This is a genomic window from Rhodococcus sp. MALMAid1271 (assembly GCF_049195265.1).
Classification (GTDB): Bacteria; Actinomycetota; Actinomycetes; order Mycobacteriales; family Mycobacteriaceae; genus Rhodococcoides.
The window spans coordinates 68,373-81,887 of sequence record NZ_JBMIRQ010000078.1; the positions used below are offsets into that span (position 1 = coordinate 68,373).

The following is a 13,515-nucleotide window of genomic DNA, read 5'->3' on the forward strand; positions in this document are numbered from 1 at the left end:
GACCGAAACCGCAATACCCGAACCTCGGCTCAGTGCTCGCGGGTAATGGCCCCCAATACCGCGGTCAACACTCGAACGGCACCGTCTTTGTCCAGTGGATCGTTACCGTTGCCGCATTTCGGCGATTGCACGCAGGACGGGCATCCGGTCTGGCATTCGCAGGAAACGATGGCGTCTTTGGTGGCCGCGAGCCAGTCGGCGATGGCCACGTGACCGCGGTCGGCGAATCCTGCTCCGCCGTCGTAGCCGTCGTAGACGAAGACCGTCGGAAGCCCGGTATCGGGATGCAGAGCTGTGGACACTCCGCCGATGTCCCAGCGGTCGCATGTCGCCACCAGTGGCAGCAATCCGATCGCAGCGTGCTCGGCGGCGTGCAGCGATCCGGGGAACTGTTCGTACGGAACACCGCTGTGCTCCAACAACTCCGGGGTGATGGTGTACATGACGGCCCGGGTGTCGAGGGTCTGTGCGGGCATGTCCAGTTCGATGGAATCGAGGACCTCGCCGGAGAGGAGGCGTCGCAGATATCCCACTACCTGATGGGTGACGTCGACCTGCACCAGTGCGACGCGTACCTCGCCGTAGTCGATGGATTCGTGCACTGCGGTGATCGAGATGTCGGTGATCTCGCGTGCCGAGGTGTTCCACTCGGGCTGCTCGGCGTGCACCAGTGCGAGCCCGGATTCGAGATCGAGCTCGTCGACGACGAACGACTCGCCTTGGTGAATGTGGACGGCACCGGGGTGGGCGGTGGCGGGAGCTCGGCCGCCGTCGACGGTGCCGAGCATCCGGCCGGATTCGCCGTCGACGATGGCCACCTGCTCCCCGGTGCCGCCGCGAATGTTCACCGCACCGTGCGGCGAGAGCTGCTGGCCCTCGGGGGTGATGAACCATCCGTGCGGACGCTTGCGCACGTAGCCCTTCAGTTCGAGCTCTTCGAGTACCGATTCTGCGTTCAGTTCCTCGGCCTCGGTGAGGGTGATCGGCAGTTCGAGTGCGGCGCAGAGCAACTGCGGAGCGAGGATGTAGGGGTTGGTGGGATCGGTGACGGTCGCCTCGACGGGTTTGTCCAACAGCGCCGCCGGGTGGTGCACCAGATACGTGTCGAGTGGATCGTCGCGCGCCACCAGTACCAACAGTGAGCCCTCCCCGCGACGCCCGGCCCGGCCGCCCTGCTGCCAGAACGAGGCGACGGTGCCGGGAAAGCCGGCGACGATCACCGCGTCCAAACCGGCGATATCCACACCCAACTCGAGTGCGTTGGTGGTGGCGACGCCGAGCAGGGTGCCGTCGGACAGATCGGATTCGAGCTTGCGCCGATCCTCGGCCAAATATCCTGCGCGATAGGCGGCGACGCGTCGCACCAACTGCGGATCGACGTCGGCGAGAATTCGCTGAGCTCCGAGCGCAGTGACCTCGGCTCCGCGTCTGGATCGTACGAACGCCAGGGTTCGGGCTCCTTCGATCAACAGGTCTGCCATGATGCGCGAGGCCTCGGCACCGGCGGACTTGCGCACCGGGGCACCGTTTTCGCCGGTGATCTCCTTCAGCAACGGAGGTTCCCACAGGGCGACGGTGCGGGCTCCGTGGGGAGAGCCGTCCTCGGTGACCTCCTCGCACGGTGCGCCGATGAGCCGACTTGCGGCCCGGCCCGGCTCCGAGGTGGTGGCACTGGCGAGAACGAAGATCGGAGACGCGCCGTAGCGGGCGCAGAGGCGTCGCAGCCTGCGCAGTACCAGGGCGACGTTGGAGCCGAAAACGCCCCGATAGTAATGACATTCGTCGACCACGACGTAGCGAAGGTTGCGAAGGAACCGGGACCATCGCTCGTGCGAGCCGAGGATGCCGAGATGCAGCATGTCGGGGTTGGTGAAGATCCATCGCGCGTTGGCGCGGGCCCACTGGCGAGTCTCGATGGGCGTGTCACCGTCGTATGCGCTGGGGAACACGTCGGCCAGTTCGTCGGACAGCTCGCGTAACTCGTCGGTGATCGAGATGGTCGTGCGCAGTTGATCGGCACCGAGAGCCTTGGTGGGAGCCAGATACAGTGCTGTGGCACGGGCATCGGCAGACAACCTCGTCAGGATGGGAAGTTGGTAGGCCAGCGATTTTCCCGACGCGGTGCTCGTCGAGAGCACCACGTGAGCGCCTTCGGCGGCGAGTGTCGCAGCCCGCGCCTGATGCGTCCAGGGCCGAGGGATTCCGCGAGAGCTGATCACCTGCACCACTTCCGGGCCGACCCACGACGGCCAGGATGTGAGCTGTGCGGCGCGCGCGGGCAACTCGGCGACGTGGGTCAGAGGGCTCTCGTCCGCGGTTGAGCCCGCCAACACTCGATTCAGCAAGTGCTGCCCGTAGCTCGCGAGGTCCGCACGGTCGTTCGGATGCGTCTCGCTCACTGCAGGTCTCCATACATTCGTTCGATCTACAATCCTCCGACGGAATGATCGCGACCTGGGATCCTCATGTTATCGCGAGCGCTTCCAGGCTCCTTCGCGCCCTGGTGAGGGCGGTAATTCGCGTGTTCGGGCTTGTGCGTTCCCACAAGGTGGACGATTTGTTCGAAAAGGGTCGACTTTCGACTGTTGCGAACGCGGAGATCATGGTTCACTTGACGCGGTCGCAGCTTCTGTGTTCGTTCTACGCTTCGCAGGATCTTATGTTGCGGGCGCGGTACTGGAAGAGCTCGTCCATCAGGGGGAATCCTGAGGGGGATTCGTACAAGTGCAGCGGTCGGAACCGGCCCGATGGATCGAAAGTGCGCTCCATCGAATCCGGTGTTAGAAAGAGAAGGAAAAGCATGGCACAGGGAACTGTGAAGTGGTTCAACGCCGAAAAGGGCTTTGGATTCATCGCACCAGAAGACGGCTCCGCTGACGTTTTCGTTCACTACTCCGAGATCCAGGGCAGCGGATTCCGCACCCTCGAGGAGAATCAGCGCGTGGAGTTCGAGGTCGGCCAGGGCACCAAGGGCCCCCAGGCAACGGGCGTTCGCGCAGTCTGATCCTCGTCTCATTCGAGTCGAGAAACGTCATCCCCCTTCACCGATCGTCCCGATGCCGAGGCGATCACAGAAGGGGGATGACGCATTTGCGAACCACCCAGGTGGGCGGAAAGCCGTGAGCGTGGGCGTCGATGTCCTAATGTCCTTGCTGTGAACCAGCTGTCCTTCTTCTCCGCCGAATCGTTGCCGCCCGCGGTAACCGATCTCAGCGGGCTGCTGGCTGCCACCGGCCATGTCGTCACCTCCTCGGGTTCGGCTCGTATTTCTGTCGTCGTCGACGCGCAATGGCGCGCGGATGCCATCGCCGAGCTCATCGAGCAATGCGGTCTGAGGGCAGAGCTGGGTCGATCGGAGGAAGATCGTCCGCTGGTGCGTACCGCGTCGGTACCCGAACTGTCGGCCTTGGCGTCGCTGTGGACCAAGGGTGCTGTCAAAGCAGTGCCGCAAGGTTGGGTGCCGGGTTCGCGGGAACTGCGCGCCTGGGTGCTCGCGTCGGGGCGGCCCGAGGCAGAGGGCGAGCGGTACGTTCTCGGACTCGACCCGCACGCACCGGACACGCATTCCGTCCTCGCCCAGTCGTTGATGCGGGCGGGCATCGCGCCGACCTTGATCGGCACTCGCGGCTCCGCTCCCGGGCTGAGAATCACCGGTCGACGTCGGCTTCTGCGTCTGACCGAGAATGTCGGCGAGCCTCCGCTCAACGTGGACGCGCGTACCATTTGGCCGCACGCCGAGTAGGAAGATCTACGACTGATCTGCGAGTATTTGGTCGGGGTATGTCAGTCTGTTAGTAGTGGGACAGGCAAATCTGCCTGTGAAAACGCACTAGGGAAGGTTCGGCAGCAAGGTGGCAGCACGTAAGAACGGCACGGGGGACAGCTCCGCCGAGCCGCGTCGTCTGGTCATCGTCGAGTCTCCGACCAAGGCAAAGAAGATTGCTCCGTACCTCGGGAGCAACTACGTCGTCGAGGCCTCCGTCGGCCACATTCGTGACCTGCCCCGCGGTGCCGCCGACGTTCCCGCCAAATACAAGGGCGAGCCGTGGGCGCGTCTCGGAGTGGACGTCGATCACGATTTCGAGGCCCTGTACGTCGTCTCGCCCGAGAAGAAAGGCAAGGTGGCAGAGCTCAAGGGCCTGCTCAAAGACGCCGACGAGCTCTACCTCGCCACTGACCCCGACCGCGAGGGTGAGGCCATCGCCTGGCATCTCCTCGAGACCCTGAACCCCAAGATCCCGGTTCGACGCATGGTGTTCCACGAGATCACCAAGCCGGCCATCCTCGCTGCCGCTGCCGACACCCGCGACCTCGACCAAGACCTCGTCGATGCCCAGGAGACCCGTCGTATTCTCGACCGTCTCTACGGCTACGAGGTCAGTCCGGTGCTGTGGAAGAAGGTCATGCCGAAGTTGTCGGCCGGCCGAGTGCAGTCCGTGGCCACCCGCATCATCGTCCAGCGTGAGCGCGAGCGGATGGCATTCCGCAGCGCCGAGTACTGGGACATCTCCGCCACGCTCGACGCCGGTGCCGAGGCATCGCCGCGTAGTTTCGGTGCTCGTCTGGTCAATGTCGACGGCAGTCGCGTCGCCGCCGGTCGCGACTTCGGGCCCGACGGCAAGCTCAAGACCGAGTCGGTGACCGTGCTCGACGAATCGCGTGCTCGACGCCTCGCCGAGGCTCTCGAGGGCGTCGATCTGACGGTCGCGTCGGCCGAGGACAAGCCGTACACCCGTAAGCCGTACCCGCCGTTCATGACCTCGACGCTGCAGCAGGAGGCGGGTCGCAAGCTGCGGTTCAGCTCCGAGCGGACCATGCGTGTCGCGCAGCGGTTGTACGAGAACGGCTACATCACCTACATGCGTACCGACTCGACGTCGCTGTCGGAGTCGGCGGTGTCCGCGGCCCGCGCGCAGGCAACCGAGCTCTACGGCCCCGAGTACGTGCATTCGACTCCGCGGCAGTACACCCGCAAGGTCAAGAACGCGCAGGAGGCGCACGAGGCCATCCGCCCCGCGGGTGATGTGTTCCAGACGCCGGGGCAGTTGCATTCGGCGTTGCAGACCGACGAGTTCCGCCTCTACGAGTTGATCTGGCAGCGGACGGTGGCCTCGCAGATGGCCGATCTGCGCGGCACCACGTTGACCCTGCGCATCACCGGAACTGCAGGCACCGGCGAGGAGTGCACGTTCTCGGCTTCGGGTCGCACCATCACGTTCGCCGGCTTCCTCAAGGCGTACGTCGAGAGTGTCGATGACGAGGCGGGCGGCCAGACCGACGACGCCGAGTCGCGTCTGCCTGCGCTCGTGGCGGGTCAAGCGGTGACGGCAACCCAGCTCGATCCCGACGGGCACACCACCAATCCGCCCGCGCGATTCACCGAGGCGTCGCTGATCAAGACGCTCGAGGAACTGGGCATCGGTCGGCCGTCGACGTACTCGTCGATCATCAAGACCATCCTCGACCGCGGATACGTCTACAAGCGCGGTAGTGCCTTGGTGCCGTCGTGGGTGGCATTTTCGGTGATTGCGTTGTTGGAGGGGCACTTCGGGCGGCTCATCGACTTCGATTTCACGGCGGGCATGGAAGACGATCTCGACGCGATCGCGGGAGGCCGTGAGCGACGCGGAGATTGGCTGCAGAGCTTCTACTTCGGCGGCGACACCGGTGCCGAGGGCTCGGTGGCGCGTTCGGGTGGCCTGAAGAAGATGGTGGGCCAGAACCTCGAAGACATCGATGCGCGCACCATCAACTCGATCCGCCTGTTCGACGACTCCGAGGGTCGCGAAATTCATGTGCGCGTCGGCCGTTACGGCCCGTACCTCGAGCGCATGGTGCGCAACGACGAGGATCCGGACGGCGATCCGATCAGCCAGCGAGCCAACCTTCCCGACGATCTGCCGCCGGACGAGTTGACGATCGAGTTCGCCGAAAAGCTCTTCGCCACGCCGCAAGAGGGTCGCAAGCTCGGTGTGGATCCATTGACCGGCCACGACATCGTCGCCAAGGAAGGCCGATTCGGTCCGTACGTCACCGAGATCCTGCCCGAGCCCGAACCCGAGCCGACGCCCCCGCAGCCCGACATCGTGCCCGTACCGCAGGACAACGATTCCGGCGGCGGTACCAAGACTGCAGTGAAGAAGGCGGCGGCCAAGAAGGCACCTGCGAAGAAAGCGGCGGCAAAGAAGGCTGCCGGTCCGAAGCCGCGCACCGGTTCGCTGCTCAAGTCGATGGATCTGGCGACCATCACTCTCGACGATGCCCTCAAGCTGCTGTCGTTGCCCCGCGTCGTCGGAGTCGATCCGGAATCCAAGGACGAGATCACCGCGCAGAACGGCCGTTACGGCCCGTATCTGAAGAAGGGCACCGATTCTCGTTCGCTCGCTGACGAGGATCAGATGTTCACCGTGACGCTGGAGGAGGCGCTGAAGATCTACGCCGAGCCCAAGCGTCGGGGCCGTCAGGGCGAGGCCAAGCCGCCGCTGCGCGAATTGGGCGTCGACCCCGTCAGTGAGAAGCCGATGGTGATCAAGGACGGTCGATTCGGGCCGTACGTCACCGACGGTGAGACCAACGCGAGCCTGCGCAAGGACGACGAGGTGGAATCGATCTCCGACGATCGTGCGTCGGAGTTGTTGGCGGACAGGCGTGCTCGCGGCCCGGTGAAGAAGAAGGCCGCAGCGAAGAAGGCCCCGGCCAAGAAGGCTCCTGCCAAGAAGGCTCCCGCGAAGAAGGCGGCGGCGAAGAAGACTGCTGCCAAGAAGGCTCCGGCGAAGAAGACCCCGGTGAAGAAGGCGGCGGCGAAGAAGACCGCTGCCAAGAAGGCACCCGCGAAGAAGGCAGACGGCGAATAGCCGCGAGCGCGACATCATGGATGAAATCTCGCCTTCGGCCGTCCGTACCGTCGAGTTCGATCGATCGCGGAAACACTCCGGCGCTCGGTCGCGTCGAACCGCGATGAAACGTGGATCGATCGGTCTGGTGACCCTCTGCTGCACCGTCGTCATGTCGACGGGCTGCACCCAGGTGGTCCAGGGGCACGCTACCGCCGCTGCCGGCCAGATCTCCGGTAGTCCGTCGACGTCGAGACCCAGTGTGCCTGCCGGGCAGAATCTGGACCCGTGCACCCTGCCGTTGAAGTCGTTGGACCCCGACGGCACACTCGGTTTGCGAGAGACGAATTCGCCATCGACTCCGGGGAGATTCGGAATTTGCATCTGGCTCAGTTCCGATTACTCCCTGTCGGTCGATGTCACCGTCAGCGACTACGTGTCGTATCCGGATCCGGGGTCGAATCCCAACGTGGAGGACTTCCGCTCGGAAAAAGTCGGTGCATTCACGTTCGACGTGTTCCGGGCGGTCTCCACCATCGGCGACGACGGCAAGAGCGAATCGTGCAATGCGCAGACGGAGACATCGGCGGGCAATGTCAGCGTCGGCGTCATCGAGATCGATCTGGAACGCAGCCGGTCTCTCGATGCCTGCAGCACAGTGGAGCAGATCGTTCGCTCGCTCGAGCCGTACCTGCCCGCACCGAAGTAGTCGGTCCCAACCACTAGGGTTGCGAGCATGGCGGGTGTGTTCGATCGACTGGTCGGTCAAGAGGATGTCGAGGCCGATCTGACGGCCGCCGCGGTGGCTGCCCGTTCCGGCGTGGACTCCTCGGCGATGACGCATTCGTGGCTGTTCACCGGACCGCCGGGGTCGGGCCGTTCCGTGGCCGCCCTGTGCTTTGCTGCAGCGTTGCAGTGCACCACCGAGGGATCTCCCGGGTGTGGGCACTGTCAGGCCTGCTCGACAACCATGGCCGGCACGCACGGCGATGTGCGACGCGTTGTGCCGGAGGGCTTGAGCATCAGCACCAAGGAGATGCGTGACATCGTCTCCATCGCCTCGCGTCGTCCCAGCACAGGTCTGTGGCAGGTGGTCGTGGTCGAGGACGCGGATCGGCTCACCGAGGGTGCCGGAAACGTGCTGCTGAAGGTCGTCGAGGAACCGCCGGCGCGGACGGTGTTCCTGCTGTGTGCGCCCTCGGTCGATCCGCAGGACATCTCGGTGACGCTGCGCTCGCGGTGCCGTCACGTGTCGCTGGTGACCCCGACGGTGCCTGCGATCGCCCAGGTCTTGCAGACCCGCGACAAGCTCGATGCCGAGACGGCGCAGTGGGCCGCGTCGATCAGCGGCGGCCATGTGGGCCGGGCCCGGCGCCTGGCCACCGACGAGGACGCGCGAGCGCGGCGCACCCGCGCGCTGGCGCTGGCGTCGGCAGCAGCCAGGCCCAATCAGGCGTACCTGGCGGCCGAGGAGCTGGTGAAGGCCGCCGAGGACGAGGCCAAAGAGATGAGCGCCTCGAGGGACGAGGCCGAGACCGAGGAATTGCGCACGGCCCTGGGGGCCGGCGGTACCGGCAAGGGCGCGGCGGGTGCGTTGCGCGGCTCGGCCGGTGTACTCAAGGACCTCGAACGGCGGCAGAAGTCTCGTGCCACCAGAACCGGACGCGATTCATTGGATCGGGCGCTGATGGACCTGGTAGGCCTGTATCGAGATGCACTCGCCCGCTCGTACGGTTCCGCCGCCACCGCGACGCATCCCGACATGGCCGAGCAGGCCGAGCGGATGGCGAAAGCTGTCTCCCCCGAGGCGCTGCTGAAGAGCATCGAGGCAATCCTGGAGTGCCGAGAGTCCTTGGCCGTCAACGCGAAGCCGAAGTTCGCGATCTATGCGATGGTCGCGACACTGGGGGACGTGCTGCGCTAGCTCTGCGCCTCGCAGCCTGAACGCGCGGGGAGGCGATTTTCGTTTCGCCCCGGTGCTCCGTTAGACTCACCAACGCCGAAAGGCACGCCGCCTTAGCTCAGTCGGTAGAGCATTTCACTCGTAATGAAAAGGTCAAGAGTTCGATTCTCTTAGGCGGCTCAGAGAACGAAACCCCCTCACCAGCAGCAATCGGTGAGGGGTTTTCGTGTCTTGTATTCCCGGACCCGTTCAGAATCCTGGAAAAAGCTGTTCGAGATCCTCGCGGTGTGTCGGGCCAGTGACGTGCACATCGTCCTCACGGCGGAGGCGACCGTAGACGAGCCTGGTCAGGGCGTCGGACGTTCCGGTGACGGTGCTCGGCGCACTGTGGTCGGTTCCGGTCTCGATGTGGACTTCGTCGTCGATCACGAGGCGATCGCGATGGTCGTCGTGCACCACGAGGATCTGCCGCTCAGCGAGTCGCTGCCGGACTGCTCCGTCGTGGAAGCGAGAGGCGATCATGTCGATTCGCCGCCATACGAGGTCGAGCTGGCCGACCGTCGCCGACGGGTTGAACACCTCCGCGATGTCCCAGCCGTGCAGAGCGTGTTCGGAGAGCCGGTAGCCGAGGTATGTGGTCAGGTCCATCGGGCCGGCGAAGTACGGAATCTGCAGCGTGTTCTCCTGCTCGACGGTGATGTCCGCGAGCAGTCCGAGATGGGCGGCGTCGGCGTGCTGCCATTGCCGCCGTTGCTCGATGGGGCTCAGGGAATTCCATCGGTCCCAGATCGGTACGAGTTCGTCTCGTTGCGGGCCGCGGTGGTCTCCGGCCAACCCGCGGCGCACCAGTTCGGTACAGATCTCGGCGGCGCTGCCGAGGTGCGAGAGAACCTGCGAGACTGTCCAGTCCCCGGTGTGAGTTGCCTGCGACAGATCTTCCGTGCTCAGCCCGTCGACCACGTGCCGTAGGTCGTTCGAGGAGCTCTGTAGGGCGACCAGCCATTCTCGGGAGGGGCGCGTCGTCGGGTTGCGGTGGGACATTGTTCTCCTCGGTCGGTGATGATGGGGTTCGAGCAGGCGGGCGAGGCGGTGTGCGTCAGCCCTGGTAGGGCATGTCGGCAGCGGTGAGGCCCTCGAGTGCCATGCCGAACGGCACGTCCTGCACGATTCGTTTGCGCAGGTTCCGGTTCAGGGTCTGCTTCTGCAGGGTTCGGTACAGAGCCGGTTTCGCAGCGAGGCCGCGTGCGATCTCGAGCCCGCGTTCGAGCGCCCGATCGTGTGCCAGCACCTCGCTGACGACGCCCCATTGCAGCGCGGTGTTCGCGTCGATCGACTCGCCGGTCCACAGCAACCACTTCGCGCGAGCGGTTCCGAGGATCTCCTCCCAGACGACCTGGACGCCGTCGCCGGCGGTGATGCCGAAGGTGGGGTGCGGCGAGTCGCCGTACTCGGCCTGTTCGGAGGCGATGTGGATATCGGCGAGTAGCAGGTATTCGGAGTGGATGGTCGCCGGGCCGTTCGCGACACCGATCACCGGCATGGGCAGCTCGACCAGGCGCTGGAGAACCTTCGCACCCTCGACACGGGTCTTCTCCCAGGCGGCCGGCTTGAAGATCTCGCCGAGGCTCGGGCCGTCGATGTCTTTCACGAAGTAGTCGCCGGTGCCGGTGAGCACCATGGCCTTGTTGTCACGATCCAGCGCGATCTTCTCGAGCAGGGCCGGAAAGTCCTCGTGAGTTCGCCCGGTGAAGGTGAGCGGTTCGCCGTCCGTGTGGAGGCGCACCAGCAGCACGCCGTCCTCGTCGCGAGTGATCGCGAAGTTGTCGTACTCGGTGAAGTATGCCGGGGCGGTCATGGTGCGCCTTTCGTCGTTAACTGAACAGGTCTGTTCATGTATCCGAGTGAACAGGTCGGTTCAGTTGTTGTCAAGTCTTGACTGAACAGATCTGTTCAGTGCGGGTAGGATCGGGACATGACCACCGTCAAGACTCGCCGCAGGCCGGGGCTCGAGCGCGTCCTCGCGACCGCCGACCGGCTCTTCTACGAACGCGGGATCCATGCGACGGGTGTCGATCTGATCGCCGAGGAGGCCAGCGTCTCGAAGGCCACCATGTACACCTATTTCCGCACCAAGGACGATCTGGTGGCGGCCTATCTGCAGGGGCGTAGCGACGGCTGGCAGCGGCATGTCGCCGAGCAGCTGGAGGCACGTGGGGGAAGCTCGATCGACAAGGCGTTGTCGGTCTTCGATCTCCTCGGCGAGTGGTTCGTCACGGACGATTTTCGAGGTTGCCCGTTCATCAACGCCGAGGCTGAGTCGACCCAGGACTCGCCGGGGCACCGCGTCAATCTCGGGCATCGCGGATGGGTGCGAGAACTGTTCGCCGATCTTCTGCAGCCGATAGGTGTCACCGGCTCGGACGAGATGCTCGTCCTTCAGCTCACGACTCTGTACGACGGCGCTATGGCCAGTGCCTACGCCGAACCAGGGCCGGCCTGGGCGCATGCCGCGCGAGAAGCAGCCCGCGCCCTCATCGACCGGTTCGAAGCCGAGCACTCTCGCGTCGAGTAGGTCGAGAGTGCGGTCGTATCGACCCCGTCGCCGCGTTCGTCCTGCACGATGAGCTCATGCAGACCGACAGCGCCCGCGGCGACCTGATGACAGCGATCGTCACCACCGGCCACGGTGGATACGACAAGCTCCTCGTCTGCGAGGTGCCCAAACCTGTGCCGGGTCCGGGTGAGGTGCTCGTTCGAGTACTGGCGGCAGGGATGAACAACACCGAGATCAACACGCGCGTGGGTTGGTATCGAGACGGTGGTTGGAACGACGCGACGCCTTTTCCGCTGATACAAGGTACGGACTGCTGCGGGCTCGTGTGTGCGGGTGCCGGGATCGACGAATCTCTCGTCGGTCGCCGCGTCCTGATTCGATCCTGCATGCGGGTCGACGGCTTCTCGTCGATGCAGACGCGCTGGTTGGGTTCGGATATGGACGGCGCGTTCGCCCAGTTCGTCGTCGTTCCGGCGAGTGAGGTATTCGTGGTCGACTGTGAGTGGAGCGACGCGGAGCTGGCGACCATCCCGTGTGCGTACGGTACGGCGGAGAACATGATCGCCCGTGCTGGTGTAGGTCGCGGATCGACGGTGTTGATCACCGGCGCATCGGGCGGAGTCGGTTCTGCCGCAGTGCAACTGGCAACCCGACGTGGCGCACGGGTGATCGGTGTCGCGAGCCGTGCCAAGCACGATCAGCTCCGCGAACTCGGTATAGACCAGGTGTACGGACGCGATGCGGACCTGGTGGTCGCCCTGGGCAGGCACAGTGTCGATGTGGTGATCGACAACGTTGCCGGTGACGGTTTCGGCCGCCTGCTCGACCTACTCGTCCGCGGAGGTACCTATGTGTCCTCTGGCGCGATTGCCGGACCCGTCGTCGAGTTTGATCTACGGACGATGTACCTGAACGATCTCACTCTCCTCGGGTCCACGGCGTGGGACGAGGATGTGTTCGCGAACCTCGTGTCGTACATCGAAGCCGGGGACATTCGTCCGCTGCTGGCCGAGTCGTTTCCGCTCGAGCAGATCGCCGCGGCGCAGCAACGCTTCGTGGAGAAGGGGCATGTCGGAAAGTTCGTGCTCGTTCCGCCTGCGGTTCATGATCAGGCGTGATCGGCCCACTGGCTCGCGAGTACGAACTCCGCGCGCCCGGAACCGACGCCATTGATCTGAAGCTCGATGGCGTGCGGCCCCGGGTAGTACCGGCGGGTGGTCAACGTCCTGAACGAATGGCGTCGTCCGACGTCGATGCTCTGACCGGGCTCGATCGTCTTGGTCGTCAGTTTGAACGTCTTCGCGCTCATTCCGCCGTTGGCTTTCGTGTGATGCACGATGTAGTCGATCGCGACCTTGGCCGGTTCGTCGCCGACGTTGCGGATCGATGCTGTGAATTCCACGCTCTCGCCGATCGGTACCTGCGTGATGTCGAGGGTAGGGCCCTCGACCTCCAGCTCGACTGGACCGAAGCCCAACAGAGCGAGCGCGTCGGAGTGTCCGTTCTTGATCACCGTCCGGAGCGCATGCCGCACAAGGCGATCGGTGGTCTCGCTCGGGTCGTCGAGCCACCGGGCGGCGGTGGTGACGACCAGGTCCGGAACGTCTCGGCTGAAGTCGTTGAGATGGTTGGCGACCGAACGCCGCACGTAGTCACTGTCGTCTCTGTAGAGACTGTCCAGAATCGGCACCGTGACGCCAGGGCGCGCCAGTATCTCGGGGACTCGCACCGACCACGGCAGATAGGGGCGGGTGCCCTCCGAGGCGAGCCGCCGAACGTGCTCGTCGGAAGAGTGCGTCCATTCGAGCGCGATTGCGAGCGATCGATCCGCATCCGCTCGAAGAAATGTACGGATGGCGAACTCCGAGGTGAGTCGGCCGGTGAGTTCGGCGAGCAGAGACATTCCGTCGTCGAAGGCTTCGGACGTCTTCTCCGCCAAAGCTTTCGATGCGACGGCGCTCGTGGCGGGCCAGATCAACCAGCCCTCGAAGTCCCTGTCCTCGGCGGCCCGTCGGATGGTACGGGCGAACTCCGCGTAGGTTCCGGGCAGTCCCGTCAGAAGCGCCTCGCGAAGCAGATCTGCGCGAGCTCGAAGTGCAAGCGAACCCAACTGATCGGCTGCTCCCTGCAGGGCGTGCAGGTCCGCTGTCGGTGCGGCGGCATGGATGGTCCGAAACAGCGCACGGGCGGCGTCCGGGCCGATGAGTTCGTCGGCGAAGGGCATG

General features: G+C 64.8%; 11 protein-coding genes and 1 tRNA gene. 8 read left to right on the forward strand and 4 right to left on the reverse strand.

Annotated features, from left to right (window positions below; translation table 11 throughout):
* Positions 1–29: 29 nt before the first annotated feature.
* A complete protein-coding gene (locus ACOQFP_RS10720; RefSeq protein ID WP_421584305.1) occupies positions 30–2,399 on the reverse strand; it encodes a DEAD/DEAH box helicase in 2,370 nt (789 codons plus the stop codon).
* Positions 2,400–2,800: 401 nt separating this feature from the next.
* On the opposite strand from ACOQFP_RS10720, the gene ACOQFP_RS10725 reads away from it, so the two are divergent.
* From ACOQFP_RS10725 to ACOQFP_RS10750, 6 genes are all read left to right on the forward strand, one after another.
* The gene (locus tag ACOQFP_RS10725; protein ID WP_005248460.1) at positions 2,801–3,004 is read left to right on the forward strand and encodes a cold-shock protein; all 204 of its coding nucleotides are present in this window, start codon (positions 2,801–2,803) and stop codon (positions 3,002–3,004) included.
* Between the two features lie 150 nt (positions 3,005–3,154).
* Positions 3,155–3,742 (forward strand): hypothetical protein, encoded by a 588-nt coding sequence (locus ACOQFP_RS10730; RefSeq protein WP_421584306.1) that lies wholly within the window; start codon positions 3,155–3,157, stop codon positions 3,740–3,742.
* Between the two features lie 109 nt (positions 3,743–3,851).
* Complete coding sequence (gene topA, locus ACOQFP_RS10735) at positions 3,852–6,854, forward strand: type I DNA topoisomerase (protein ID WP_421584307.1); 3,003 nt, start codon at positions 3,852–3,854, stop codon at positions 6,852–6,854.
* 103 nt (positions 6,855–6,957) lie between these two features.
* The gene (locus ACOQFP_RS10740; RefSeq protein WP_421584308.1) at positions 6,958–7,542 is read left to right on the forward strand and encodes a DUF3558 family protein; all 585 of its coding nucleotides are present in this window, start codon (positions 6,958–6,960) and stop codon (positions 7,540–7,542) included.
* A gap of 27 nt (positions 7,543–7,569) precedes the next feature.
* Entirely contained in the window at positions 7,570–8,757 is a 1,188-nt protein-coding gene (locus ACOQFP_RS10745) for a DNA polymerase III subunit delta' (RefSeq protein WP_206490843.1), read from the forward strand.
* Positions 8,758–8,843: 86 nt separating this feature from the next.
* Positions 8,844–8,916 (forward strand) — tRNA-Thr (locus ACOQFP_RS10750).
* Between the two features lie 69 nt (positions 8,917–8,985).
* Here the strand turns inward: ACOQFP_RS10750 and ACOQFP_RS10755 are convergent.
* Both ACOQFP_RS10755 and ACOQFP_RS10760 read right to left on the reverse strand, forming a co-directional pair.
* Positions 8,986–9,777 (reverse strand): maleylpyruvate isomerase N-terminal domain-containing protein, encoded by a 792-nt coding sequence (locus ACOQFP_RS10755; RefSeq protein ID WP_421584309.1) that lies wholly within the window; start codon positions 9,775–9,777, stop codon positions 8,986–8,988.
* A gap of 55 nt (positions 9,778–9,832) precedes the next feature.
* On the reverse strand, positions 9,833–10,591 hold the full coding sequence (locus ACOQFP_RS10760) for an enoyl-CoA hydratase/isomerase family protein (RefSeq protein WP_206490835.1): 759 nt from the start codon (positions 10,589–10,591) through the stop codon (positions 9,833–9,835).
* 117 nt (positions 10,592–10,708) lie between these two features.
* Between ACOQFP_RS10760 and ACOQFP_RS10765 the strand changes: the two genes are divergently transcribed.
* Both ACOQFP_RS10765 and ACOQFP_RS10770 read left to right on the forward strand, forming a co-directional pair.
* Positions 10,709–11,308 carry a TetR/AcrR family transcriptional regulator gene (locus ACOQFP_RS10765; RefSeq protein ID WP_421584310.1) on the forward strand — a complete coding sequence of 200 codons (600 nt, stop codon included), beginning with the start codon at positions 10,709–10,711 and terminating at the stop codon, positions 11,306–11,308.
* A 56-nt stretch (positions 11,309–11,364) separates the two neighbouring features.
* Positions 11,365–12,408, forward strand: a complete 1,044-nt coding sequence (locus tag ACOQFP_RS10770; RefSeq protein ID WP_421584311.1) for a zinc-binding dehydrogenase — start codon at positions 11,365–11,367, stop codon at positions 12,406–12,408.
* Here ACOQFP_RS10770 and ACOQFP_RS10775 read toward each other — a convergent pair.
* The gene (locus ACOQFP_RS10775; RefSeq protein ID WP_421584312.1) at positions 12,399–13,514 is read right to left on the reverse strand and encodes a DNA alkylation repair protein; all 1,116 of its coding nucleotides are present in this window, start codon (positions 13,512–13,514) and stop codon (positions 12,399–12,401) included. The two genes, ACOQFP_RS10770 and ACOQFP_RS10775, sit on opposite strands and share 10 nt — an antisense overlap.
* Between the last annotated feature and the right edge of the window lies 1 nt (position 13,515).